The sequence below is a fragment of the Halofilum ochraceum genome (assembly GCF_001614315.2).
GTDB classification, from domain to species: domain Bacteria; phylum Pseudomonadota; class Gammaproteobacteria; order XJ16; family Halofilaceae; genus Halofilum; species Halofilum ochraceum.
Genome location: NZ_LVEG02000011.1, coordinates 26,765 through 50,411, shown reverse-complemented (window position 1 = coordinate 50,411; position 23,647 = coordinate 26,765). Strand labels below are relative to the sequence as shown.

At 67.4% G+C, this 23,647-nt stretch carries 20 protein-coding genes; 8 read left to right on the top strand and 12 right to left on the bottom strand.

The window, feature by feature from the left end:
• Positions 1–84: 84 nt before the first annotated feature.
• From ggt to A0W70_RS11300, 3 genes are all read right to left on the bottom strand, one after another.
• The gene (gene ggt / locus A0W70_RS11310) at positions 85–1,752 is read right to left on the bottom strand and encodes a gamma-glutamyltransferase (protein ID WP_070989255.1); all 1,668 of its coding nucleotides are present in this window, start codon (positions 1,750–1,752) and stop codon (positions 85–87) included.
• Positions 1,753–2,144: 392 nt separating this feature from the next.
• The gene (gene coaD / locus A0W70_RS11305; RefSeq protein WP_070989254.1) at positions 2,145–2,642 is read right to left on the bottom strand and encodes a pantetheine-phosphate adenylyltransferase; all 498 of its coding nucleotides are present in this window, start codon (positions 2,640–2,642) and stop codon (positions 2,145–2,147) included.
• 90 nt (positions 2,643–2,732) lie between these two features.
• Positions 2,733–3,653 (bottom strand): LysR substrate-binding domain-containing protein, encoded by a 921-nt coding sequence (locus A0W70_RS11300; protein ID WP_083330965.1) that lies wholly within the window; start codon positions 3,651–3,653, stop codon positions 2,733–2,735.
• A 125-nt stretch (positions 3,654–3,778) separates the two neighbouring features.
• Here A0W70_RS11300 and A0W70_RS11295 point away from each other — a divergent pair, with 125 nt between their 5' ends.
• From A0W70_RS11295 to lhpI, 3 genes are all read left to right on the top strand, one after another.
• Positions 3,779–5,014 carry an aromatic ring-hydroxylating oxygenase subunit alpha gene (locus A0W70_RS11295; protein ID WP_070989252.1) on the top strand — a complete coding sequence of 412 codons (1,236 nt, stop codon included), beginning with the start codon at positions 3,779–3,781 and terminating at the stop codon, positions 5,012–5,014.
• Positions 5,011–6,462 (top strand): aldehyde dehydrogenase family protein, encoded by a 1,452-nt coding sequence (locus A0W70_RS11290; protein ID WP_139150842.1) that lies wholly within the window; start codon positions 5,011–5,013, stop codon positions 6,460–6,462. Before A0W70_RS11295 ends, A0W70_RS11290 begins: the two co-directional genes overlap by 4 nt.
• A gap of 102 nt (positions 6,463–6,564) precedes the next feature.
• Entirely contained in the window at positions 6,565–7,515 is a 951-nt protein-coding gene (gene lhpI / locus A0W70_RS11285) for a bifunctional Delta(1)-pyrroline-2-carboxylate/Delta(1)-piperideine-2-carboxylate reductase (protein WP_070989251.1), read from the top strand.
• A 39-nt stretch (positions 7,516–7,554) separates the two neighbouring features.
• On the opposite strand, the gene A0W70_RS11280 is transcribed toward lhpI, so the two are convergent.
• Positions 7,555–8,841 (bottom strand): cyclic di-GMP phosphodiesterase, encoded by a 1,287-nt coding sequence (locus A0W70_RS11280; protein WP_070989250.1) that lies wholly within the window; start codon positions 8,839–8,841, stop codon positions 7,555–7,557.
• Positions 8,842–9,018: 177 nt separating this feature from the next.
• On the opposite strand from A0W70_RS11280, the gene A0W70_RS11275 reads away from it, so the two are divergent.
• The gene (locus A0W70_RS11275; protein WP_070989249.1) at positions 9,019–9,726 is read left to right on the top strand and encodes an SDR family NAD(P)-dependent oxidoreductase; all 708 of its coding nucleotides are present in this window, start codon (positions 9,019–9,021) and stop codon (positions 9,724–9,726) included.
• Between the two features lie 12 nt (positions 9,727–9,738).
• On the opposite strand, the gene A0W70_RS11270 is transcribed toward A0W70_RS11275, so the two are convergent.
• The 7 genes from A0W70_RS11270 to A0W70_RS11240 all read right to left on the bottom strand — a co-directional run bounded on the left by A0W70_RS11270 (position 9,739) and on the right by A0W70_RS11240 (position 18,079).
• Positions 9,739–11,088: a cyclic di-GMP phosphodiesterase gene (locus tag A0W70_RS11270; protein ID WP_070989248.1), complete on the bottom strand. Its 1,350-nt coding sequence runs from the start codon at positions 11,086–11,088 to the stop codon at positions 9,739–9,741.
• 248 nt (positions 11,089–11,336) lie between these two features.
• A complete protein-coding gene (locus A0W70_RS11265; RefSeq protein WP_070989247.1) occupies positions 11,337–13,376 on the bottom strand; it encodes a putative bifunctional diguanylate cyclase/phosphodiesterase in 2,040 nt (679 codons plus the stop codon).
• 241 nt (positions 13,377–13,617) lie between these two features.
• Positions 13,618–14,361 carry an RES family NAD+ phosphorylase gene (locus A0W70_RS11260; protein WP_070989246.1) on the bottom strand — a complete coding sequence of 248 codons (744 nt, stop codon included), beginning with the start codon at positions 14,359–14,361 and terminating at the stop codon, positions 13,618–13,620.
• Complete coding sequence (locus A0W70_RS11255) at positions 14,333–14,716, bottom strand: helix-turn-helix domain-containing protein (RefSeq protein WP_070989245.1); 384 nt, start codon at positions 14,714–14,716, stop codon at positions 14,333–14,335. The genes A0W70_RS11260 and A0W70_RS11255 overlap by 29 nt, the downstream gene beginning before the upstream one ends.
• A 58-nt stretch (positions 14,717–14,774) precedes the next feature.
• Positions 14,775–15,344, bottom strand: coding sequence for a 16S rRNA (guanine(966)-N(2))-methyltransferase RsmD (gene rsmD, locus A0W70_RS11250; RefSeq protein ID WP_070989377.1), 570 nt, complete (start codon positions 15,342–15,344; stop codon positions 14,775–14,777).
• Complete coding sequence (locus A0W70_RS11245) at positions 15,325–16,662, bottom strand: M16 family metallopeptidase (RefSeq protein WP_070989244.1); 1,338 nt, start codon at positions 16,660–16,662, stop codon at positions 15,325–15,327. The genes rsmD and A0W70_RS11245 overlap by 20 nt, the downstream gene beginning before the upstream one ends.
• A 10-nt stretch (positions 16,663–16,672) precedes the next feature.
• Positions 16,673–18,079: a M16 family metallopeptidase gene (locus A0W70_RS11240; RefSeq protein WP_070989243.1), complete on the bottom strand. Its 1,407-nt coding sequence runs from the start codon at positions 18,077–18,079 to the stop codon at positions 16,673–16,675.
• Between the two features lie 162 nt (positions 18,080–18,241).
• Here A0W70_RS11240 and ftsY point away from each other — a divergent pair, with 162 nt between their 5' ends.
• The 4 genes from ftsY (at position 18,242) to rpoH (ending at position 22,346) form a co-directional block, all read left to right on the top strand.
• On the top strand, positions 18,242–19,288 hold the full coding sequence (ftsY, locus tag A0W70_RS11235; protein WP_070989376.1) for a signal recognition particle-docking protein FtsY: 1,047 nt from the start codon (positions 18,242–18,244) through the stop codon (positions 19,286–19,288).
• Positions 19,289–19,600: 312 nt separating this feature from the next.
• Positions 19,601–20,284 carry a cell division ATP-binding protein FtsE gene (gene ftsE, locus A0W70_RS11230; RefSeq protein ID WP_070989242.1) on the top strand — a complete coding sequence of 228 codons (684 nt, stop codon included), beginning with the start codon at positions 19,601–19,603 and terminating at the stop codon, positions 20,282–20,284.
• Positions 20,274–21,308, top strand: a complete 1,035-nt coding sequence (gene ftsX, locus A0W70_RS11225; RefSeq protein WP_075109871.1) for a permease-like cell division protein FtsX — start codon at positions 20,274–20,276, stop codon at positions 21,306–21,308. Before ftsE ends, ftsX begins: the two co-directional genes overlap by 11 nt.
• A 174-nt stretch (positions 21,309–21,482) precedes the next feature.
• Positions 21,483–22,346, top strand: a complete 864-nt coding sequence (gene rpoH, locus A0W70_RS11220; protein WP_070989240.1) for an RNA polymerase sigma factor RpoH — start codon at positions 21,483–21,485, stop codon at positions 22,344–22,346.
• Between the two features lie 385 nt (positions 22,347–22,731).
• Here the strand turns inward: rpoH and A0W70_RS11215 are convergent, their stop codons facing one another.
• Positions 22,732–23,646, bottom strand: coding sequence for a heme o synthase (locus A0W70_RS11215; protein WP_139150841.1), 915 nt, complete (start codon positions 23,644–23,646; stop codon positions 22,732–22,734).
• Between the last annotated feature and the right edge of the window lies 1 nt (position 23,647).

The following is a 23,647-nucleotide window of genomic DNA, read 5'->3' as shown; positions in this document are numbered from 1 at the left end:
TCGCGTCTCCCCGTGCCAACAGTCCGGGCACCAGCCCGAACCGATAGCGGATCGGCCTGCGCCACGATGACGCCGCCAGTCGTGTTATTCGGATGGTATTGACTTCAATATACGCGAGCCGTTCGCGCCTTCCAAGACGATCCCGCGCGCCACTGCCCCGATGCCACGGGGATCCGCGGCGCCACGCACTTCGCGGCCGTCATCGGTTACCACCTGCAGGTCCCCCCAGGGGTCGTCTTGGGGCGCCAGTTCATGACCGCGCTCGCGCAGGGCCGCGCGGAGCGAATCGTCGAATGCCCCCGGCTCGGACTCGATGACGTCCGGCAGGTACTGGTGGTGAAAACGCGGGCGTTCCGCCATCGCCATCGGTCCGCCGCCAGCGCGGAACTCCAGCGCCGCGAGCAGGACCATCGAGATGATCCGGCTCCCGCCCGGCGTTCCCAGAACCGCGACCCGGTCGCCGTACTCCAGGAAGGTCGGCGACATGCTCGAGAGCATCCGCTTGCCCGGTTCGATGGCATTCGCCTCGCCCTGGACGAGACCGTAGACGTTGGGCTCACCGGGTTTCGCGGCGAAGTCGTCCATTTCGTCGTTCAGTACGACGCCGGTGCCCGGCGGCATGAAGCCCGATCCGAACGGCCAGTTGATCGACAGGGTCGCGGCGACGCGATTGCCGGCGGGTCCGATGACCGAAAAATGCGTCGTATCCCGCCCACCCTGCTCCGCGCCGACGCCGGGCAGGTCTGCGCTCGGCGTGGCGCGATCGCTGCGGATCGAGGCGCGCCGACCGGCCGCGTAATCGGGATCGGTGAGCCGGTCGATCGGCACATCGACGTAATCGGTGTCACCGAGATAGCGCGCACGATCATGATAGGCACGACGCATCGCCTCGGTCACAAGATGCACGCGTTCCGCCGGATCCATCGCCGCAAGATCATAAGGGGCCAGGATATTGAGCGCCTCGACCAGGGCTATGCCGCCGGATGAAGGCGGCGCCGCGGAGACGATTTCCATGCCGCGATATTGCCCCCGGATCGGCGTGCGTTCACGCACGCGGTACTGACGCAGATCGCGCCGGCTCCAGATGCCACCGGCTGCGCGTACCCCCTGGACCAGTTTCTCGGCCACCGGCCCATCGTAAAAACCGGAGCGGCCCTGATCCGCCAGACGCTCCAGCGTCGCCGCCAGCTCGGGCTGCCGCAAGCGATAGCCGGCCGGCGGCACCTCGCCATCCTCGAGAAACGTCTCGGCGGCCGCCGGCGAGCGCTGCAGCACGTCGCGGCGGAAGCGCGCCATCGTGCGATACGGCTCACCGATCTCGTAGCCATCGCGCGCCAGACGAATCGCGGGCGCGAGGCTCCGTGCAAGTGGCAGTTCGCCGTAGTCGCGCGCGATGTGCACCAGTGCCGCCGGCAGACCGGGAATGCCCGCGGCGAGCGGGCCATCGATCGAGGCGCGCTCGATCAGTTCCCCGTCCTCGTCCTGATACATCGTCCGCGTCGCCGCGAGCGGCGCCCGCTCCCGGCCATCGACCATCACGTCCCGATCGCCATCGGCCTCATGCAGCAACCAGAAACCGCCACCCCCGAGGCCGGATCCATACGGCTCCACCACCCCCAGCGCCGCACTGACGGCAACGGCGGCATCGAACGCATTACCGCCCGCTTCCAGCACCTCACGGCCCGCCTCCGTCGCCAACGGATGCGCACTCGCAATCCCCCAGCCCCGCTCGGCTTCCTCGCCCGCAAACACCGGCGCGGCGAGAAGAGACCAGAGCAGAACACTCGAAACGAACGCTTTTACAGGCGGAAGCGGAAGGAATGAGAACCACGAATGAACACGAATGGACACGAATATTTCCCGGGGGTGGGTGTGTTTCTGGAGCTTCGCTGAAAGGTACGGAATCACCGATAACTCTTTACTGAAACCACAGATGGACACAGATCAACACAGATAGAACCCGAAAGAAGTGAAGGGGAGCGGGCAGTTGACGGACGTCCGACACCTGCATGATCGGCTGGAATGTCGGTTTTTTCTATCCGTTTCCATCTGTGGTTCCCGCCTTTTTGCCTACATGCCCCGCGATCTCAGCGAAGCTCCGACACGCTTTCCGAGCCACGGGAACCATTCGTGTCCATTCGTGTTCATTCGTGGTTCTTACTCGCCCTGAACCGCGCATCGAGGGCCTCTTTTACGGCGGGGGAGACGAATTCGGTGATGTCGCCGCCGAGGCAGGCGATTTCGCGGACGAGGCTGGAGGAGACGAAGCCGTATTCCTGGGCGGCGGAGATGAATACGGTCTCGATCTCCGGCGCCAGCCGGCGGTTCATGCCCGAAAGCTGCACCTCGAATTCGAAATCCGAGACCGCCCGCAGGCCGCGCAGGATCGCGCCGGCGCCCTGCTCGCGTGCGTAATCGACCAGCAGCGAGTCGAACGAGCGGACCTCGACATTCGGACTGCCGGCGAACACGGCCTCGGCAAAAGAGACGCGCTCTTCGAGCGAGAAGAATGGCTGCTTGGCCGGGTTCGCGGCGACCGAAATGATCACGCGGTGAAACATGCGGCTCGCGCGGTCCGCCACGTCGGCATGGCCGTGCGTGATCGGATCGAACGTACCGGGGTATACGGCGGTTACGTCCACGAGTGATCTCCCGTCGTTGGCGGTATCAAGATTGCCGCATGGCGCGCATGCCCGCAATGCGGCGCTGAAAGCCGCAGGCCGGACAAGGTATCAGGATGCGACCGGGCCCTGAAGATGCGTGCCCAGAAACCAGTCCCGCAGCCGGCCAGGGGGACTGTCATCGGCGACCGGTCGGGTCGTGCGCAGGTAGAACGCCCCGGGGGCCGTCATCGCCTCGGGCAGCAGCGGCACTAGGGTGCCGGCGGCGAGGAACTCGTCGACCAGATGGCGCCAGCCGAGGGCGATCCCCTCACCGGCCGCCGCGGCCTGGAGCAGGGTCGGATAGCTGTTTATGCGGATCGGGTGGCGCAGCGGCCCGGCCTCGACGCCGGCACGGCGCAGCCATTCGGTCCAGCCCATCCAGTCGGGATGATCGTCGTCCAGCACCAGCAGGGTCTCGAGCGGGAGTTGGTCGGCGCGCTCGGGCGTCGCCCGCCCGCCGAGGTAGTCGGGGCTGCATACGGGAAAGATCTCTTCGTCGAACAGACGCCAGACGCCCTCGCCTTGCTGGGGATCCCGTGCGTATTCGATGACGAGGTCCACTTCGTCGCTGTTGCGCTCGAAATCGCGGTCGGACGCCAGGACCCGGATGTCGAGATCGGCCGCCCGCAGTCGAAATCCGGTCAGACGCGGCATGAGCCACAGCGAGGCGATGGCACTGGTGGTACCGACGGTCACGGTGGTGTCGTCCCCGTCCGCGACGAGATCGGCCGTCGCCCGGGCCACGGCACCCAGCGCATCGGCCACCACGTCGTAATAGCGGCGCCCGGCCGCGGTCAGGCGCACGCCGCGGTCGCCGCGATCGAACAGCGACACCCGCAGACGTTCCTCCAGCGTGCGGATCTGGCGACTGACCGCGCCCTGGGTCAGGCAGAGTTCGCGCGCGGCCGCGGTGAAACTCTCCAGCCGCGCGGCGGCCTCGAAGGCGCGCAGGTTCTGCAGCGGCGGCAATGGTCCGGGACGATCAGGCATGATCTTTTCGCATACCCCTACTGAGAAACTTTCGATTGTACATGGTCTTGTGCGGACCCTACATTAGCTAAAGTCATTAATCACACCGGTTCGCGAACCGGGCCTGAAGCGCATGGAGGTCCGTCATGTCTGATCCGTTCAACACCGCACAGAAAGGCGCCATCCCCGAGGGGATCGAGAACGTACTCCGCGATACCGCACACGCCAACGGATTGCCGAACAGCGTCTATACCGACCCGGAATTCCTGCGCACGGAACGCGAGCAGGTGTTCGCGCGGACCTGGACCGCCCTCGGGTTCGCCAGCGACATCCAGGAGAACGGCGAGGTCCACCCGACCCATCTGCTGGGCATCCCGCTGATCACGCTGCGTGACCGCCAGGGCCAGGTCCGGGTCTTTCACAATGTCTGCAGCCACCGCGGGCGTCAGCTGGTCGATCAGCCCATGAAGGTCGAGGCGGGCCTGCGCTGCCCGTACCACTCCTGGCATTACGGACTCGACGGCACGCTCAAGGGCACGCCGCATATCGGCGGCATGAACTGCCACTCCTGCGAGGGTTTCGACAAGAGCCAGCACGGTCTCAAGGCCGTCCGCTCGGCCGTGTGGTGCGACATCATCTTCGTCAATCTGGACGGGCAGGCGGAATCGTTCGAGGCGTACATCGAGCCGGTCATGAAGCGCTGGGAGAGCTTCTGGGGCCGCACGGGCCCGGAAGAACTGCGCCCGGCCGCGGGGGATGGCCAGCTGACCCTCGACGTGCAGTCGAACTGGAAGCTGGCGGTCGAGAACTACTGCGAGTCCTACCACCTGCCCTGGGTCCATCCGGCGCTCAACAGCTACTCGCGGCTGGAGGACCACTACATCGTGCTGGACGAGGACGGCGAGTCGTTCGCCGGGCAGGGCACGCGCGTCTACAATCTGGCCGAGGTCGCCGGCATCACCATGCCGAAGTTCTCGCAGTGGCCGAAAGAGCGCGAGCAGGAAGCCGAATACCTGTCGCTCTATCCGAACGCGTTGCTCGGCCTGCAGGCGGATCACTTTTTCGTGGTCCTGCTCGAACCGCTCTCCGAGCACCATACGCGCGAGCACCTGCGGATCAGCTACGTCGGCGATGCGGCCGTGGACGACGAGCATGCCGCCGCGCGTGAATCGCAGTTGCAGGCGTGGAAAACGGTGTTCGAAGAGGATGTGACGATGGTTGAGGGGATGCAGCGCGGTCGCGCCTCGCCGGGCTACAAGGGCGGGGTATTCTCGCCGGTGCAGGACATCCCGACCCACCATTTCCACCAGTGGGTCGCCCGCCGGCTGATCGGCGACGGCGCCCACCGGACCGAAACGCCCCGGGAGGCGGCATCCGTATGACGGAACCCGCGGAAAACATCGACCCCGTCTGGCAGAGCTTCATCGGCGGCCACTGGGTGGACGCGGACCGCCGGCTCGGGGTCGAGGATCCCGGGACCGGCGAGACCATCGCCGAGGTCGCCCTGGCAGGCCGGGACGACGTCGACCGCGCCGTGCGCGCCGCGGCCGACTGCCACCGCTCGCGGGCGCTGACCGGACCGCGCCCGGAGAAGCGTCTGGAGATGATGTTCCGTATCGCCGCGGAGATCCGCCAGGTCACCGACCAGGGCGCGGAGATCCTGTGCCGGGAGTCGGGCAAGGCACTGGACGACGCCCGGCACGAGTTCGAGGAGGCCGCGCGCTATTTCGAGTACTACGGCGGCATGGCGGACAAAATCGAGGGCCGCTCGATCCCGCTCGGCGACGGCTATGTCGACTGGACGGTGCGTGAGCCGCTCGGCGTCTCGGCGCAGATCGTGCCCTGGAACTTCCCGGTCGCGCTGGCGTCCCGCTCGCTGGCGGCGGCGCTCGCCACCGGCAATACCGTCGTCATCAAGACCCCGGAACTGACCCCGCTCGCCGCGCTTCTGCTCGGCGTGGCCTGCGAGCGGGGCGGCGCGCCCGAGGGCGCGGTCAACATCATCACCGGCTGGGGCGACGAGGCCGGTGCCGCGCTGGTCCAGCATCCGCTGGTCAACCAGATCGTGTTCACCGGTTCGGTGCCGACCGGGCGCTCGATCCTGCACGCGGCCGCTGATCGCATCGTGCCCTGCGTGATGGAGCTCGGCGGCAAATCGGCGGGCATCGTGCACGCGGATGCCGATCTCGACACGGTGCTGGCGAGTATCCGCAGCGGCATCTTCTTCAACGCCGGCCAGGTCTGCTCCGCGATGTCGCGCCTGCTGGTGCATGAATCCATCCATGACGAACTGGTCGAGCGCGCCGTGCAGCTGGCCGAAGGACTCAGCGTGGGGCATGGGCTGGAGAATCCGGACCTCACGCCGCTGATCTCGTCGGGCCAGCGTGAGCGCGTCGAGCGGCTTTGCCGGTCGGGGATCGATGCCGGCGCCACCGCCGTCACGGGCGGTCGCCGCATCGACCGCGCGGGCTGGTTCATGCAGCCAACGGTGTTTACCGATGTTCACCCCGATATGGACATCGCCCGCGAGGAGGTCTTCGGGCCAGCGCTTTCGCTGATGAAGTTCGGGAGCGACGAAGAGGCGATCGAGATCGCAAACGGGACCGACTACGGGCTGGTCGCCGGCGTATTCACGCGTGACCTCGATCGGGCGATGAAGACCTCGCAGCAACTCGTCGCCGGCCAGGTGTTCGTCAACGAATGGTTCGCCGGCGGCGTCGAGACGCCGTTCGGCGGTACGCGGCAGTCCGGCTACGGCCGCGAGAAAGGCCTGGAGGCGCTGGACAACTACCTGCAGACCAAGAACGTCGCGATCCGCCTCGGCGGGTAACGGGCCTTCGCCCCCGGCATGCAGCCGTCCCGCCGAATCGCGGGGCCGCGCGAGGCCTGCTACCGTAGCGGCCCCGATATTGCAACCCGCCGGGACGGCTCCATGCATGTAATCGACGCGGAAACGGTGCACGAGCGACTGCACTACCCCGGTCTGATCGAGGCCCTGGAACGGGCGCATCGCGACAGCCCGCCATGGATGGACCGGACCCTGATGCAGGCCCCGGACCACGGGGTTCATCAAGGCGAGGCGTTTCTGGTGCTGCCGGCCTGGTTCCCCGGGCGCGTGATGGGCGTGAAGATGGCCACAGTCATCCCGCGCAACGCGGACGCCGGCCGGCCCACGATCCATGCGAGCTACCAGCTGTTTGACGGCGACACCGGCGAGCCAAAGGCGAATATCGACGGCACCGCCCTGACCCTGCGCAAGACGGCAGCCGATTCGGCACTCGGCAGTCGGCTGCTGTCACGTTCGGATTCCGGGACGCTGCTGATGGTGGGCGCCGGGGCGCTCGCCCCGCACCTGATTGCGGCGCACCAGGCGGCGCGCCCGTCGCTGCGCCGCGTGCTGGTCTGGAATCGTACCCCCCACCACCGCGACAGCCTGGTCGAGGCATTGCGGGCGGAGGAAATCGACGCGGAGGCGGTCGATTCGATCGCCGACGCGATCCCGGAGGCGGACATCATCTGCTGCGCTACCGGGACCATGGAGCCCCTGATCAAGGGCCAGCTGCTGCAACCGGGGCAACATCTGGATCTGGTCGGGTCGTTCAACCCGTCCATGCGCGAGAGCGACGACGACTGCGTGCGGCGGGCCCGGCTGTTCGTCGATTTCCGCGCGAGCACCGTCGATGCGGCCGGCGACCTGTTCCACCCGATCACGGACGGCGTGATCGAGGAATCGGACATCATTGCCGACCTGTTCGAACTCTGCGGCGGCCGTCAGTCCGGCCGCGGGGACGATACGGAAATCACCCTGTTCAAGAACGGCGGCGGGGCGCATCTCGACCTGTTCGCGGCCGAACATCTGGTGGAGCAGGTCGACCGCGACTGATTGGCGGGCGGCGCCGGCACCCGGGTATGTACCGCCGTTTCAGCCTGCCGCGTCGAGGCCGAACTCGATCGCCACGATCCCCGCGACGTCGATGTCCTCCTCCGAGGGATTGAGCGCCCGCCGGATATGACGGGCGGGCGCCGGGCCTTCACTCCCGACCTCGGCGGCGAGATTCAGGACCACCCGCTTGCGGTAGTACTCGCCATCCGGCGTACGCACGAGCAGGACCGTCGGCTGGATGCGGGCGTCCGGGCGCGACCCGAGCACCACGCCGGCCGCGCCATTGTCGAGTTCGACGAGGCTGCCGGCCGGATAGATGCCGACACAGCGGATGAATTCCTGCACCAGGCGGTCGCCAAAGGTCCCGCCGGCGCCGTTGTAGAGCTGCTGCAGCGCCTTGTCGGCGGCCATCGCGGCGCGGTAGGGGCGTTCGCTGGTCAGCGAGTCATAGGCATTGGCCAGGGCCACGACCCGCACATGCAGCGGCAATTCCACACCCGCACGCCCGGAGGGGTAACCGCTGCCGTCCAGACGCTCATGATGCAGGCGGACGATATCGAGCACCTCGGAGGGGAATTCGCCCTTCTCGAGCAGGATATCGTACCCATCCTGCGGGTGACGGCGCGCGATGTCCCACTCCGCATCCGTCAGCGCATCGGTCTTGTCCCGGATCGCGGGCGGCATGAAGAGTTTCCCCGTATCATGCAGCAGCGCACCGAGGCCGATGCGTTCAAGCTCCTCACGCTCGAGTCCGAGATGGGCACCGAACGTCAGGGCGAGGATGCAGACGTTGATCGAGTGGACCGAGGTGGGCGCATCCCGTTCGTCGAGGTTGGAAAGCCAGACCGCGGCGCCGGGATTCCCCGCCACCGTCTGCAGCAGATCGGCGACGGCAACCCGGCCCTCGCGGACATCCGGGAAATCGCCACCATCCAGCCCCTGGAACACGGCCTCGACGAAACGACGGGTCTGCGCGCGGCTCTCCCACGCGCGGCGAAGCAGGCGCTCAAAGCGGGCGGTATCCGGATAGCGCTCGTTACCGAAGGCATTGGCGGTATCCGTCTCCGGCCGCGGCGTGGACAGACCGACCTCCTGATCCGCGGCTGGACGGTCGAGCGCCTCGAGTGCGTCCGCGCTGCAGCGATCCGGATCAACATAGACCTGCTCGCAATACGATCGCAGGACCTCCAGTTCCTCATCGGTCGATATCTCGAAACCCTGGAACATCAGCGGGATTTCGGTCCACGGACGGTCCGGCTCGACGACGTAGAGGCCGTAACGGAGTTGCTCTACCGGAATGCCGCGAAGATGTTTGACGTCGACCATATTGCTCTATCCGCCCCTCAAGGGCCTTGTTCAGCCGTGCCGGCTCCACATGACAATAGCGCGGTGCCGGGCACGGGTATAGCACGAGGGCCCGGGCGCCTGAATCCGTAACGCCGGCGGCACCGTATCAGGCAATGCAGCCCCCGACACTTCGCGGACACCCGACGGATACTGCCAATGGATTCACTTGAAAACGGTTACACCGCCGTGGTGATTGGTGCCTCCGGCGGCATCGGTTCGGCGTTTATCGACCACCTGCGGGGGGACCCGCGCTGCGCCCGGGTGCTCGGGCTCCACCGACGCTCCGAACCACCCGTCGACATTACCGACGAGCAGAGTGTCGCCGATGCGGCGACATGGTTGCAGGGGACTGCCCCCACCGTTCATCTGATGATCGATGCCACCGGTGCGCTGAGCCTGGATGGCCGGCGCCCCGAGAAACGCCTGGCGGAACTCGACCCGCAGATTATGGCCCGGCTGTTCGCCGTTAACGCGACCGGGCCGGCGCTGCTGCTCAAGCACCTCGGCCCGCTGCTGCCGCGACGCCAGCGCGGCATTTTCGCAACGCTCTCAGCGCGCGTGGGCTCGATCGAGGACAACCGCCACGGCGGCTGGATCAGCTATCGTGCATCGAAGGCGGCACTGAATCAGATCGTTCGCACGGCGGCACTCGAGATGCGCTGGCGCCAACCGCACGTGGTGTGCGTTGGATTGCAGCCGGGAACGGTCGACACGCGCCTGTCCGCACCATGGTATTCGGGCGACGGCAGCGATCTGCTCACGCCGACTGAATCCACAAGGCGCCTGCTCGAGGTCCTGGATGGTCTCGGCGCCGACGCCAGCGGTGGCCTGTACGACCATGCGGGCGAGCGGATCCCGGGCTGACGGTCTCCGCGCTCAGGCCGCCAGGCCGAACTCGCGCGCGACCAGCCGCGACACATCGATCCCCGAGGCGGACGCGTCGATCGAGCGCGCGATGCGGCGGGGGCCGTCTTCGCGCGAGCGACGTACCTCGGCACCGAGATTGACCAGCAGGCGTTTGCGGTAGGGCTCGCCGTCCGGCGTGCGGACCATGAGGATGGTCGGCCACAGACCGCCGCCCGGGCGTGCCCCGACCACGATCCCGCGCGCGCCGTTGTCGAGCTCGACCACGCTGCCCACCGGGAATATGCCCATGCAGCGGATAAACTCCTGCACCAGATCCACGCTGAATTCCTGCGCGGCGTTGGCGTACAGCTCATGCAGCGCCTTGTCGGGCGCCACGGCCTCCGCCCACGGCCGCCTGGAGGTCATCGTGTCGTAGGCATCGGCGAGGCCGACGATCAGCGCCTTGCGCGGGATCATTTCGCCGCGCAGACCCCGCGGGTAGCCACCGCCGTCCCAGCGTTCGCGGTGCAGGCGGATCACCTCCAGCGACTCGGTGTGAACCTGGCCGCTTTCGGCCACCAGTTCATAACCGGCCTGCGGATACTCGCGCGCGCGCGCCAGTTCCGGTCCAGTCAGCGCGTCGGGCTTCTCGAGCAGCTCACGCGGCAACGTCGTCTTGCCGACGTCGTGCAGGAGCGCGCCGAGCGCAAGCCGGCGCAGTCCACGGCGCTCGATTCCAAGGTGGGCGCCCAGGGTCAGCGCCAGCACCGTGGTGTTCACGGCGTGAACGGCCATCGCCTCGTCCCGTTCGCGCATCCGGGTGAGCCACAGCGAAGCGGTCGGATCCTCGATCACGAGATCGGTCAACTCGTCGACCGTGGTCTCGATCCGCGCGACATCCACCATGCGTCCGTCGCGTGCACGGATCAGGGCATCGCTAGCGGCTGCCTGCGCATCCCCGCGGACCGCGCTGGCGGCCTGCACAAGGGTCGAGAAACGCTTGCGGTCCGGATTCTGGGCCTCGGCGAACAGGACACCCACACTGCGGCGGCGTGCCCGCTCCGACGGGCGCTTCGGGGTTGGTCGCGTGGCTTTCGCGGGCTGCGCCTCGGCCGGCCCGGACTGTTCCTCCGCCAGCGCATGGCCCTGTTTCACGACCTCGCGGCGGACGGCTGCAAGGGCCTTCTCGTCGGAGCGCTCGTCATCGATGATGACGATCCGGCAATACTCGCGGAGCGCCTCCAGTTCCTCCGCCCCCAGGATCCGGAATCCCTGGAACAGGAAGGGCGTTTCCACCCATGGACGGTCGAGTTCGCGTACGTAAAGGCCCGGCCGCAGCAGTTCGACCGGTACACCGGTGGTCCCGTTATCCTGAGCCATGGATCCGCCTCCTGGCATGACACGTCGGTGCGCGCCACCGTGCCGCGGGCACGGCCGGGCCGGCGCCCGTGCAGCGCCGCACCCCGCGCGGGTCGTCGCCTCGCCGGTGGCGGACTGATCGACCCTATGTCGGCGAACCATAGTCGGCCAGCGCCCCTTTTTCCGTGACGTGGTTCACGCCTGAGGAAAACGGCGAAATGCGGGGACGCGCGGAACCGCCCGGACCAGCGGCATGCCTTCCGGGGGGATCAGATGATTTCGGGGCGACCGAAATGATGCCCCTGCGCCGCGAAGCAGCCGATCCCGTGGAGGTATTCCGCCTCCTCCGCGGTCTCGACCGCTACTGCGGACACGGATAGACCATTCTCGGTCGCCAGCGTGACCAATCGATTCGCGAGATCACGCCGGGTCGGGTCGAGATGGACGTCGCGGACCAGCGGGCCGGCGAGCTTGATCCATTCCACTGGCAGCCGGGCAAGCAAGGGGGTTACGTCATCCGGGTGCTGACAGGCATCCAGGGCCAACGTGACGCCGGCGGAATGAAGCCGCCGCAATTCATCGAGCTCGGTGTCGGTGGCGCGGCGCAGCAGGGCCGCGCGCAGATCGAGTTCCACGGCGCTGGGCGGTAGATCTTCTGCCGCCAGGCGATCGAGCAGACCGGCGGCGAATCGACCCGCCACGAGTTCCGCGTAATCGACATTGAGCACGGCCCGTGGGCGCGGCTCCGGGAGGACGGTCCACCATAGCGCGAGCGCCGCGAACGCCAGCGTCTGCACGCGTTCGCTGATCAGGGCCGCACAACCGCGCTCGAACGCGAGCGGGAGGAAATCGGCGGGCGGAATCCAGCCTTCGCGCGGATGATGCCAGCGCGCAAGGGCTTCATGCGCGACGACCTGACCACTGGCGAGCCCCACCACCGGCTGCAGCGCGACCGCGAATTCGTCGCGCCGGATTGCGCCGCGCAGCGTGTCGTCCGAGCACAGCCTTTCCAGGCGCGCGCCCATGCGCGCGGGGCTGTACACCCCGATCGATTCGTCGTCGTAGCGCGCCTGGACCAGCGCCGCATCGGCGCGCTGCAGCAGTTGCTCCGAATCGCCGCCATGATCGGGGTAGATGCTGATCCCGACACTCGCGCCAATGCATTCGCGCCCCGCGCCGAGGCGAATCGGTCGGGCCGCCACGGCGCAAAGCCGTTCGGCGATGTCACGGCTGTCGGCCTCGGTGGCGATATCCTCGGCCACCACCAGGAATTCATCGCCGCCGACGTAGGCGAGCGTATCGGAGTCCCTTGTCGCGTCGGCGAAGCGAGTCGCCAGGCGGCTCAGACAGTCGTTCAGCTCCGGCCGAGAAAAATGCGGGCGCTGCGCGTCGAACCCGTCCAGGTCGATATACAGCAGCGCGACCCTGCCGCGATTGCGGTGCGCGGTGCGAATGGCCCGCTCGATGCGGGCCTGCGCAAGCGCCCGGTTCGGCAGCCCCGTGAGATCGTCGTAATAGGCCGCCTCGTAGCGGCGCTGTTCACGGTCTCGGTCTTCGGTGACATCGTGCGACAGCCCGAGCCAGTAGACGACCTCGCCCGGAGCATTCCGGAACGGCAAAAGATCCATGGCGTTCCAGAACGGACGGCCGGCGCGGGTGTAATTCAGCAGCTCGACACGACAGGGCCAGCCGCCCGCCAATGCGCGTCGCAGGCGTTCGCGTTCCCCCATCGGACCACCGTCGCCCTGGAGGAACCCTGGGCCGAGTCCAGACAATTCGTCAGCGCCGTAGCCGGTCAGCGCGGTGAAGCCGTCGTTGATATGCACGATACGGTCCTCGCCATCCGCGGACGTGGGCGCGGTGGCGACGAAGATCGCCGCGTCCCGGGGCGCGGCATGATCGCCCTCGGCGGCGGCCCGATCGACATCGATTTCGTGCAGGACCCAGATCCAGTGCATGATGCCCAGGGCGTCGATGCGAACGGGGTCGACACGCCAGGCCATGCCGAACGGCGTGCCGTCACGCCGGTACTGAACCGTCGCCCCGGCATCGGGCTGTCCGACCGCCAGTCGCTCGAACGCGTTGCGCAGCCGCGCCTGATCGGTGGCCGGCCCCGCAAGCGCACCAAACGCCACGCCATCCACGGCCTCGGCCGTATACCCCGTCATGCGCGCGAATCCGGCATCGGCCGTCCGTATGCGCGGCCACGCACCCTCGGCAATCCGGCCATCGGTGATCAGTACGGCATACGACGCAGGGCCGTTACGCCCGCTTGCATCGGGGCGCCAGATGGCCTCCGGATCGACCATCCAGCGCGCGCCAGCCCGCCCGTAAGAGGAGCCGCGTGGGCGTACGGGCTCACTCCAGGAGTCAGGACGATCGACGGGGGGTTCGCCGGATGGTGCCATCGGCGCGATGCTCCATTGTCATCCGATGCCGACCAGTGCCCCGCGCGGGATCACCGGCTGTCCGGCGGGCGGCGGATCCCGACCATGGCGCCGGCGCAGGCAATGGTACCGCGTCGACCGGCCGTCGACATCCCGGCCGCGATCAGTCCGCGAGGCGCGGGTCGTGGGCAAAATCCGCGCGCCGGAATACCAGCGCGGGCTCATCACCCACGGCTCTGCGGGTCTCCACACCATTGACGTCGACCCACAGCCGCCAGGTCTGCTGGCGGGCAGGGTCGCGGCGCGCGAAGGCCTCGCACCCGAGAATCGCGATATTCGTGCGCCCTCGCGGATCGCGTACGGACGTGTAACGCAGGACCTCGACGCCCGCCTCTCGGGCACTCTCCGCGAGGGCCTGGGTCGCCGAGTAATCCGTCGGTGCCGTCCACAGTTGCTGATCGTGGTCGAGCGGCGGCCGCGTCAGGTCCAGCCCGGTTCGCGTGTCATACGGCACGGAGAATACGGTAAGGACGGCGGCATTGCGCGGGGTAACACCCGCGGACGAAGCCTCGAAGAACATCAGGCGCCAGAACGCCAGTTCGGCCATGGCCGCCGGGATGTCGACCGAGGCGTAGAACACGCCCCGTCGGTCGCCACGCGCCCGGAAACGGGAGCCGTTCGGTGGCGGCGCACCATACCGGAACGGTGTCTGCAGCAGATAATGCAGACCTGCACAGGGCTCCGGAACCGGCGGCTTGGACTCCTCGAGGATATCCTCCAGCAGTTCCTGTTCCGCGACGGTATCGGTCAGGCGGCGGGTGGTCGCGCTGTGCTGGTCCTCGACTGCACGCCAGCAGTCGCCGCGCAACGGCCGCGCCTCAGATGCGAGCGCGGAAGGCGTCCACATAAGCCAGGGTATCCACCAGCCCCTCCACGCTCGCGACATGCTCGCGCGGAACGGCCTGCAGGTGCTCGTTGTAGTGATCGAACCAGGCGCGGGCGGCCTGCTCATCGTCGGCGGTGATCGTATCCAGACCCCGGACGAGGCGGACCAGCAGTGTGGCCAGTTCCCAGGACTTGTGCTTCGGATCGAGGGTGTAGTCGCCGCGCATCAGCCGCGACACGCTGGCCGGGCTGAGGCCGAGTGCGGCCGCCAGCTCGCGACCGCTGAGACCCAGCCGCTCCGCGCTGCGAACGACGGCCTTGCTCAGCACGTCACGCCGCTCGGGCCGGTCAACGGAACGGGCAGCCGGGCGATTCATGGGGAGATCTCCTGTTTCATGTAGAGAATTATACGCGAATAATTTCTACAGAAACAGCTCATGCAGGCGCCGAATACAGCAATGCGTGCGCGTCTCCGCCGGTCTTCTCACGGTCAACCTCCCAGTCGACGGGAATCACGGGCCGGTCCGCGTGCGCGGCCACTTCCAGGTAGATATGGGCTCCGGGCGCAAGCCATCCACCCTCGGCCAGACGCCGGCACGCATCCTCGGCGAGCCGTGGCTGTGCGAAGGGCGGATCGAGGAACACGACGTCGAACCGCTGCGGTGCCCGGTTGAGGTAACGGGCCATCTGCGCATGCACGACCTGCACGGCGTCGGTGCCGAACTGATCGCGGGTCGCGGCGAGCGCCGCGGCGACCTCGCGCGATGCCTCCACCATCACGACCTCAGCGGCGCCGCGCGACGCGGCCTCGAACCCGAGCGCACCGGAGCCGGCGAACAGATCGAGACAGCGGGCCCCTTCCAGATCGAACGCGAGCCAGTTGAACAGGGTCTCGCGGCGGCGGTCGGCGGTCGGACGCAGCCCGGGCGCGCCGGGGAAATGGATCCGCCGCCCGCGCCAGGCGCCACCGATGATGCGCACCGCGTTACTGCGCTGCCGCGCCATCGCCCGCATCCCCGCCATCGCGCGCGCGGTCACCACCGACGATGACGGTTACGCGGGGGCGCTGCCCGAGCGCGTCGAGGAAGGCCGCATGCGCGCTGTCCGCATCGACGTCCCGGACCTGTTCGGGGAAACGTTCGAGGTAATCGACCGGCAGGCCGTAGAACCCCATCATCGCCAGATAGCCGGTGATATCGTCGTTCGAGTCGACCTGCAGCGGGAAGCCGCCGGTGATATTGAGAATCGAATCCTCGACCTCGTCGGCGGACGGCCCTCTCGAATGGAACTCATTGAAGACGTCACGGACCACGTCGAGGGCCTCATCGACCTGATCGCCACGCGTCTGCAGCTGGATCCGGAACGGGCCAGCCTGTTGCATCGGGCTGAAGTAGCTGTAGACGCCATAAACGAGGCCCCGCTTTGAGCGGACCTCGTCGTAGAGCCGGGAAGTGAAGCCACCGCCCCCGAGGACATGGTTCGCCACGTAGAGCGCGGGCCAGTGCTCATAGCCCCGTGCAACGCCCGGGCGGCCGATCTTCACGTGCGCCTGGGTCGAGGGGAATGGCTCCTCGATCGTCCGGTCTTCCTCGAGCTCCGGCACCGGCGGCAAGGCCGGTGCGCTCTCGCCAGCGGGCAGATCGCCAACCAGCGTACGCGCGAGCGTTTTCGCCCGCGCGCGATCGATATCGCCGACGATCGCGATATTGGCATTGGCCCCCACGTAGTACCGATCATGGAAGTCCCGGACGGCATCGCGATCGATGGCCTTGAGCGACTCCCGGGTCCCGAGCGGATCCTGGCCATAGGGGTGATCCCCGTAAATGGCCTCTCGAAAGAGACTGTCGGCGATCCCGCCCGGCGACTGTTCCTGTTCGCGCAGGCCGGTGAGCTGCTGTTCGACCAGCCGCGCCAGTTCGTCCTGCGGAAACGCCGGGCGCGACAGCAACTCGCCGACGAGCCCGGCGACCGGATCCAGGTGCTCCGCCTCACTGAGCGAGCGCAGCTTGACCCAGGCCATGTCGCGGGCTGAGCCGGTCGAGACCTCGGCGCCTTCGCGCTCCAGTGCGCGGGCGACGGCGTCGGTATCACGCTCGTCGGTTCCGGACATGAGCAGATTGCTGGTCAGGCGGGCCATGCCGGGTTGATCACCGTCACGCGCGCTGCCGGCATCGAAAGTGACGCGGGCATCGACCATCGGGATCTCCGGCGCGCGCACGAACATGACCCGCGCGCCGTTGTCAGTAGTCCACTGCTCGATCTCCGGCGCCGCCAGTGCCGCGGCCGGCGCCAGCATCAGCGCCAGCGCGATGGCAGCGTGCATGCGGGGGAATCTACTGCGCGACTGCATCTTCACCTCCAATCGGGCCCGCGCCACCATCCGCCGGCCGACCGGCCCCATCGACCCCTTCGGGGACGAGTTCGGCGACGGTCAAGCGTTGATCCGTAAGATACTCACGGGCGACCCGGTGGACGTCCTCTGTCGTCACCTGTTCCACGCCCTGCTGGTAGGCGTCCCAGGCGTCCTGACCGACGCCGGTCATCTCGAGCATGCCCATGCGCATCGCCTGGTAGAACATCGAATCACGCTGGAAGACATCGCTCGCGCGCACGTTGGTCTTCACGCGCTCGAGCTCGTCCGCGTCGATCGTCCCGTCCTTGAGACGCTCGATCTCCTCGCGCAGCGCGGATTCCAGTTCCCCGATCTCGCGATCGGATGCGGGCGTTCCGCCAACGCTGAAAAGCGTCTCGTCCATACGGCCAAGCGGCGAATAACTGGCCCCCGCACCCGAGGCCACCTGCTGGCCACGCACGATGTTGCGCTCGATGCGCGCGCTGCGCCCGCCATCGAGGACGCCCGCCAGCACGTCCAGCGCATAAATATCATCGGGGCTGTCCAGACTCCCGAGTGCCGGCACGCGCCAGCCCATGGCCAGATACGGCAGCTTCGCCGGCGCATGGACCTTGAGGCGGGTCTCGCCCCGCGGCTCGATCTCCGAAGGCGCAGGCCGTCGCGGCAGCTCGACCGACTCGCGGTCGCCGAAATGTTTCTCCGCCAGCTCGCGCACCCGCTCGGGCTCGATATCGCCAACGACCACGAGCGCCGCATTGTTCGGCGAATACCACTTGCGGTACCACGTCTCGAGGTCCGAGAGCGTCATCGACTCGAGGTCGGCGCGCCAGCCGATGATGGGCGAGCGTTGGGGCGACGACGGGAAGGCGGCGGCTCGCAGACGCTCCCAGGTCAGCGAGCGCGGCTGGTCCTCGACGCGTTGGCGGCGCTCTTCCTGCACGACCCGGATCTCCTGCTGAAACTCCTCGGCGGGGAGCGTCAGGTTGGTCATCCGATCCGCCTCGAGCTGCAGCATCAGATCGAGATGTTCGGCGGCGATCTGCTGGTAATAAGCGGTGTAATCATGGCTGGTGAAGGCATTCTCGGAGCCGCCATGGCGCGCGATAATGTTGGACATCTCGCCGGGACCGTAGTTTTCGGTCCCCTTGAACATCATGTGCTCGAGCGCATGCGACACCCCGGTGATGCCGCGGTGCTCATCGACACTCCCGACCCGGTACCAGACCTGCGAGACGACGACCGGCGCCCGGCGGTCGGTGCGCACGAGCACCTTCATCCCGTTGTCGAGACGATACTCATGGATTTCCGCCGGACCATCGTCGGCGCCGACGGCCAACGCCGGCACCAGCAACAGCAGTGCGGACAGAAGCTTGAGGATACGACCCATCGGTTTATTCCCCGGTTGGCGGGCGGCTGGTAGCATACCGCTTTCGCCAAGGTTGGCGGCAGCTGCGTGAACGCAGCGTGACCGCATCATGAACACGTTGTCATGCGCACGCGCAGCGGCGCGTCGCCCCCTACCGCACCCTGCGAGTTTCCCGTCATGCGCCTGTTCGGCCTGTTCAAGGGTAAAAAGAAAGAACCCAAATCGCCCGCGGACGAGGCGCCCGTCGACGATACGGCGGCAACGGCGCCGGACGCGGTCGCCGAGCAGGACGAGCAGCCCCGCCTCGAAGCGGGTCTGGAAAAGACGCGCAGTCGCATGGGGGCCGGTCTGCGCGCGCTGTTCGGCGGGCGCGCCCTCGACGACGAACTGCTCGAGCAGATCGAGGAGGAGCTGCTGCTCGCCGATACCGGCATCGACGCGACCCAGTCCATCCTGGACACGCTGCGCCGCGAAGCCAAGCGCGCGAAGACAGCGTCCGAGGTGCGCGACATCCTGCGGCGCACGCTGATCGACATGCTCGTGCCGCGCGAGTCCGAGCCGCCGGAACCGCCGCCCGGGCAGCCGTGGGTGATGCTCGTGGTCGGCGTGAACGGCTCGGGCAAGACGACCACGATCGGCAAACTGGCGCAACGCCTGCAGGCCGCTGGGCATTCGGTCGCGCTCGCCGCCGGCGATACGTTCCGCGCGGCGGCGGTGGAACAGCTCCAGCAGTGGGGCGAGCGCGTCGGTGTCCCAGTAATCGCGCAGAAGACCGGATCGGATTCGGCGGCCGTGATCCATGACGCCCTCGCGCATGCGCGCTCGCGCGGCATCGAGATCGTACTCGCGGACACGGCGGGGCGCCTGCACACGCAATCGAACCTGATGGAGGAACTGCGCAAGGTCCGGCGCGTGATCGCGCGCTTCGACGAAACCGCCCCGCACGAGACGCTGCTGGTGCTGGATGGCGGCTCGGGCCAGAACGCACTCGTCCAGGCGCGCCAGTTCGGCGCTGCGGTCGACGTCACCGGGCTCGCCATCACAAAACTCGACGGCACCGCCAAGGGCGGCATCGCCTTCGCCATCGTCCAGGAGACCGGTCTGCCAATCCGCTTCATCGGCGTCGGCGAAAAACCCGAAGACCTGCGCCCGTTCGAACCCGAGGCCTTCGTCGACGCGCTGCTGGGGCAGGACACGGGCGCAGCGGTGGGTTCGGGGAGTCGCGGGTGAAGAACCACGAATGAACACGAATGAACACGAATGTCGGCGGGTGAATACTTCGGGACGTGGCGTATGTGTGGCACGTCCATTGCCGGATCGCCCCGATGAAGACCCGCAGCGGCCCGCCAATTGCCAGGTGTTTGCGCGCGAAACCGAAGGAGTCGGTTCGCAGGGCGTGTCCACTTCCTCATACGCCCTGCCTTACATTCGTGTTCATTCGTGTTTATTGGCAGGCGCATCCATGCGCCTGCCCCGTTTGGGGCTGGCGCGAAGATTCGCTCCCGGCGAATCTTTCGTGGTTCCCTTCCCCTGGTGTGCTTCATGATCCGGTTCGATAACGTCAGCAAGCGCTACCCTGGCCGGAAGGAGGCGTTGTCGGGTCTTTCGATGGATCTGCCCGACGGGGAAATGGCGTTTCTCACGGGGCATTCCGGGGCCGGCAAGTCGACGCTGCTGAAGCTGATCGCGCGGATCGAGCGTGCGACCCGCGGTACGCTGCTGGTCGGCAACGTCAATCTCTCCACGCTGCCGCGCCGGCGCGTGCCCTGGCTGCGCCGGCAGATGGGCATCGTCTTCCAGGACCACCACCTGCTCTACGATCGCACCGTTTTCGACAACGTCGCGCTGCCGCTGGTGATCGCCGGATACCGCTCGGGTGAACTCGCACGGCGCGTGCACGCCGCGCTGGATAAGGTCGGCCTGCTCGACAAGGAAAAGCAGATGCCGATCACGCTCTCCGGCGGCGAGCAGCAGCGGGTGGGGATTGCACGCGCGGTGGTCCACCGCCCGCGTCTGCTGCTCGCCGACGAGCCGACCGGTAACCTGGACCCCGCGCTCTCTCGCGAGATCATGGACCTGTTCGTTCAATTCAATCACGTGGGCGTGACGGTGCTGGTGGCGACTCATGACATCGCACTGACGGAGGCATTCGGGCTGCCGGTCCTGTCCCTTGAGGGGGGCGCGCTCTCCCGCGACGACTTCCACGGGAGGGCGCATGGCGCGTAACACCCGCCGAGCGGCCCGGCCGGCCCCGCCCAGGAAGACCCCGGCGAAGGGCAAAAGGGACACAAGGGGATCGCGCCCGCGGACACGCGGGCGACAGCTCGCGCGGCCGTCCGCGTGGTTGCAGGAACACGCCCGCGCCGCGCTCGGCAGTCTTGGCCGTATGTGGCGCAACCCCGTCGCCAACGGCATGACGGCGGCCGTGATCGCGATCGCCCTCGCGCTCCCCGCTTCCCTGTGGATGCTCCTGCAGAATGTCGAGCGGGCGACCGCCGGCTGGGATGCGGGCGCCCGCATCTCCGTCTATCTCGAACCCGGGCTCGAGGCGGCCGCGGTCGAACGCGCGACCGAAACGATCGCCGGGCGGGAGTCGGTCCGCGTCCTGGAGCGTATCTCCCCCGATGAAGCGTTGGCGGAATTCCGCTCCCTCGCGGGATTCGAGGATGCGCTTTCGGCACTCGACGGCAATCCGCTGCCGGCGGTCGTCGTGATCGAGCCGGCGGCCGGCACGCCACGCTCGGCCTCGGCGCTCGGAAGCCTCGCCACGACCCTCGACGATATTGACGGCGTCGACCGCATACAGGTCGATCTCGAGTGGGTAGAGCGCCTCTACGCGCTGCTGGACCTTATCGAACGGGGCGTCGGACTGTTCGCGGTATTACTGGCAGCGGGCGTGCTGCTGATCGTGGGGAATACGATCCGGCTCGACATCCTCAACCGGCGCCAGGAGATCGAAGTCACGAAACTGATCGGGGCGAGCGACGCCTTTATCCGGCGGCCGTTCCTCTATGGCGGGCTCTGGTTCGGCCTGCTGGGCGCCGTCGCCGCGTGGCTGCTGCTCGCGCTGACCGGGATGCTGCTCGCGGGACCGACGGCCCGACTGGCCTCCGCCTACGGCAGCGGTTTCCGCCTGAGCGGTCTTGGCGGACTGGAGAGCCTGGGCCTGCTGGGGGCCGGCGTGGCGTTGGGCCTGCTCGGCTCGTGGCTCGCGGTCGGCCGGCATCTGCGCGCCATCGAACCCGGGTGAGGCCGATTTCCGGGCAGGGCAATAGCGCTCACGGGGTTGAAAAAGCGTTTCACCGCCCCCAAAGCTTCCTGTTGGTGCATTGCCCCGTGCTCCGCGCGGGGAACTTCGGCCGCATTTAGCAGTCCCATGACGTGAGTGCTAAAATTACGCAGAGTCGCAGGAGTGGAACAGTACATGAGCACAGCGCTGCTGAAACCGTCGCAACATCTTCCGGCCGTCACCGGGGACCTGAACGCGTATATCCACGCGGTCAACAATCTCCCCGTGCTCGACTTCGAAGAGGAACAGCGGCTCGCACATGAGCTGCGCGACCACGATGACCTGCAGGCGGCACAGCGCCTGATCATGTCGCAGCTCCGCTTCGTGGTTCACATCGCGCGCGGCTATCAGGGGTATGGTCTGCCAATGGCCGACCTGATCCAGGAAGGCAATATCGGCCTCATGAAGGCGGTCAAGCGCTTCGATCCCGACGTGGGCGTGCGCCTGATCTCCTTCGCCGTCCACTGGATCCGCGCGGAGATCCACGAATACGTGATCCGCAACTGGCGGATCGTGAAGGTGGCCTCCACGAAGGCGCAGCGTAAGCTGTTCTTCAAGCTGCGCTCGGCGAAGAACCGCCTCGGCTGGTTCACGCAGGAAGAGGTCGAGAACGTCGCCCATGACCTCGGCGTGGAACCGAAGACCGTGATGGAGATGGAATCCCGGCTGGCCGGCCAGGATACGCCGTTCGACGCCCCGGTCGATGCCGACGAGGACGAACAATTCTCGCCCTCCTCCTGGCTGGAGCAGAACGATTCCGATCCGGCGGCTTCGGCCGAGCGCGCGGATATGGTCGAACACGAGCACGAGCAGCTGCAGGGCGCGCTCGCCGATCTGGATGAGCGCAGCCGGGACATCCTGCGGCAGCGCTGGCTGGACGAGAATCGGACGACCCTGCAGGAACTCGCGGATCACTATGGCGTATCCGCGGAGCGGATCCGTCAGCTCGAATCGAACGCGATGAAGAAGATCCGGCGCTCCATCACGCTGGACGCGTAACCTCGACGCGTTACGACGCTGCGCTGCATCGCCGCCCGGCACCCGCCGGGCGGTGCGTGCCCGCCTACAGGCGCATCCCGCTGACAAAAGAAGACCCGGCGCCTGGCCGGGTCGAATAAGCTCCTGTCGGACACGATTGCGGACGCTGCACAGCCGCCGCTGCCATATCCATCGTCGGGCCGGCGAGTCTGCGTTCCACGCCCACGAGGGGTCGGGGCGGGTCGCACCGGCCGACCACGTGACAGCATACGTGGTCCTCCCCTTGCACGCCCGTGAAACGCATCACAGGATCCCGCGCCCGCTGCGCGATCCACTCCCGACCCTGCAAGCGGCTCTCTACTGCCGGCGACACCGACGCGGGAGCGTCCCGGCACGGAGCCCGGGGTCAATCGAGGAGTTGCAGCACCAGCGGCAGGTAGTGATCGATCATCAAGGCGCCGAACAGCCCCATCAGATAGGTGATCGAGAACAGGAAGGTCCGGATCGCCTGACCCGCCTCATTATGGCGCCATAGCCGCCATGCATGCTGCAGAAACCGGGCGCCGAAGCCGACCGCGCCGGCGAGATAGACGAGCCCGGCCATGCCGACGAGATAGGGCAGCAGTGTCACGACGAACAGCAGGACGGTGTAGAGCCAGATGTGCAGCCGCGTGAGTTCGACCCCATGCGTCACGGGCAGCATCGGGATATCGACCGAGGCGTACTCGTCGCGTTTGTGCAGCGCAAGCGCCCAGAAATGCGGCGGTGTCCAGATGAATACGATCAGGAACAGCAGCAGGGCATGGGCATGGATCTCCCCGGTAATCGCCGTCCAGCCCAGTACGGGCGGCATGGCCCCGGCGGCCCCGCCGATCACGATATTCTGCGGCGTCGCGCGCTTGAGCCAGAGCGTGTAGACCACGGCGTAGCCGATCATCGAGCCGAACGTCAGCACCGCGGTGAGCACGTTGACGCCGGCAGCCAGGATGAACATCGCCAGCGCCGCGAGTACAGCGGCGAACGCGACACTGCGACGGATATCGAGCGCGCCCGACGGCAGCGGCCGCCGGTCGGTGCGCTTCATGCGCGCATCGGCCTCGCGATCGACGACATGGTTGAGCGCCGCGGCGGCGGCCGACGCGAGCCCGATCCCGAGCGTACCGAGCACGAAGGGCTGGATCGGCACCATTCCCGGCACGGCCAGCAGCATGCCCACGATCGCCGTGAAGACCAGCAGCGCGACGACCTTCGGCTTGCAGAGCTCGTAGTATGGACGCCAGTTGCCAGGGATCAGGCCGGTTTTCGGAAGCGCGTTCGCCATC

Coding starts and splice junctions, on each gene's coding strand:
- A0W70_RS11300 (WP_083330965.1), bottom strand. CDS start 3,653: ATGCCTGATCGTCCCGGACCATTGCCGCCGCTGCAGAACCTGCGCGCC.
- A0W70_RS11295 (WP_070989252.1), top strand. CDS start 3,779: ATGTCTGATCCGTTCAACACCGCACAGAAAGGCGCCATCCCCGAGGGG.
- A0W70_RS11290 (WP_139150842.1), top strand. CDS start 5,011: ATGACGGAACCCGCGGAAAACATCGACCCCGTCTGGCAGAGCTTCATC.
- lhpI (WP_070989251.1), top strand. CDS start 6,565: ATGCATGTAATCGACGCGGAAACGGTGCACGAGCGACTGCACTACCCC.
- A0W70_RS11280 (WP_070989250.1), bottom strand. CDS start 8,841: ATGGTCGACGTCAAACATCTTCGCGGCATTCCGGTAGAGCAACTCCGT.
- A0W70_RS11275 (WP_070989249.1), top strand. CDS start 9,019: ATGGATTCACTTGAAAACGGTTACACCGCCGTGGTGATTGGTGCCTCC.
- A0W70_RS11270 (WP_070989248.1), bottom strand. CDS start 11,088: ATGGCTCAGGATAACGGGACCACCGGTGTACCGGTCGAACTGCTGCGG.
- A0W70_RS11265 (WP_070989247.1), bottom strand. CDS start 13,376: ATGGTCGATCCGGAGGCCATCTGGCGCCCCGATGCAAGCGGGCGTAAC.
- A0W70_RS11260 (WP_070989246.1), bottom strand. CDS start 14,361: ATGTGGACGCCTTCCGCGCTCGCATCTGAGGCGCGGCCGTTGCGCGGC.
- A0W70_RS11255 (WP_070989245.1), bottom strand. CDS start 14,716: ATGAATCGCCCGGCTGCCCGTTCCGTTGACCGGCCCGAGCGGCGTGAC.
- rsmD (WP_070989377.1), bottom strand. CDS start 15,344: ATGGCGCGGCAGCGCAGTAACGCGGTGCGCATCATCGGTGGCGCCTGG.
- A0W70_RS11245 (WP_070989244.1), bottom strand. CDS start 16,662: ATGCACGCTGCCATCGCGCTGGCGCTGATGCTGGCGCCGGCCGCGGCA.
- A0W70_RS11240 (WP_070989243.1), bottom strand. CDS start 18,079: ATGGGTCGTATCCTCAAGCTTCTGTCCGCACTGCTGTTGCTGGTGCCG.
- ftsE (WP_070989242.1), top strand. CDS start 19,601: ATGATCCGGTTCGATAACGTCAGCAAGCGCTACCCTGGCCGGAAGGAG.
- ftsX (WP_075109871.1), top strand. CDS start 20,274: ATGGCGCGTAACACCCGCCGAGCGGCCCGGCCGGCCCCGCCCAGGAAG.
- rpoH (WP_070989240.1), top strand. CDS start 21,483: ATGAGCACAGCGCTGCTGAAACCGTCGCAACATCTTCCGGCCGTCACC.
- A0W70_RS11215 (WP_139150841.1), bottom strand. CDS start 23,646: ATGGCGAACGCGCTTCCGAAAACCGGCCTGATCCCTGGCAACTGGCGT.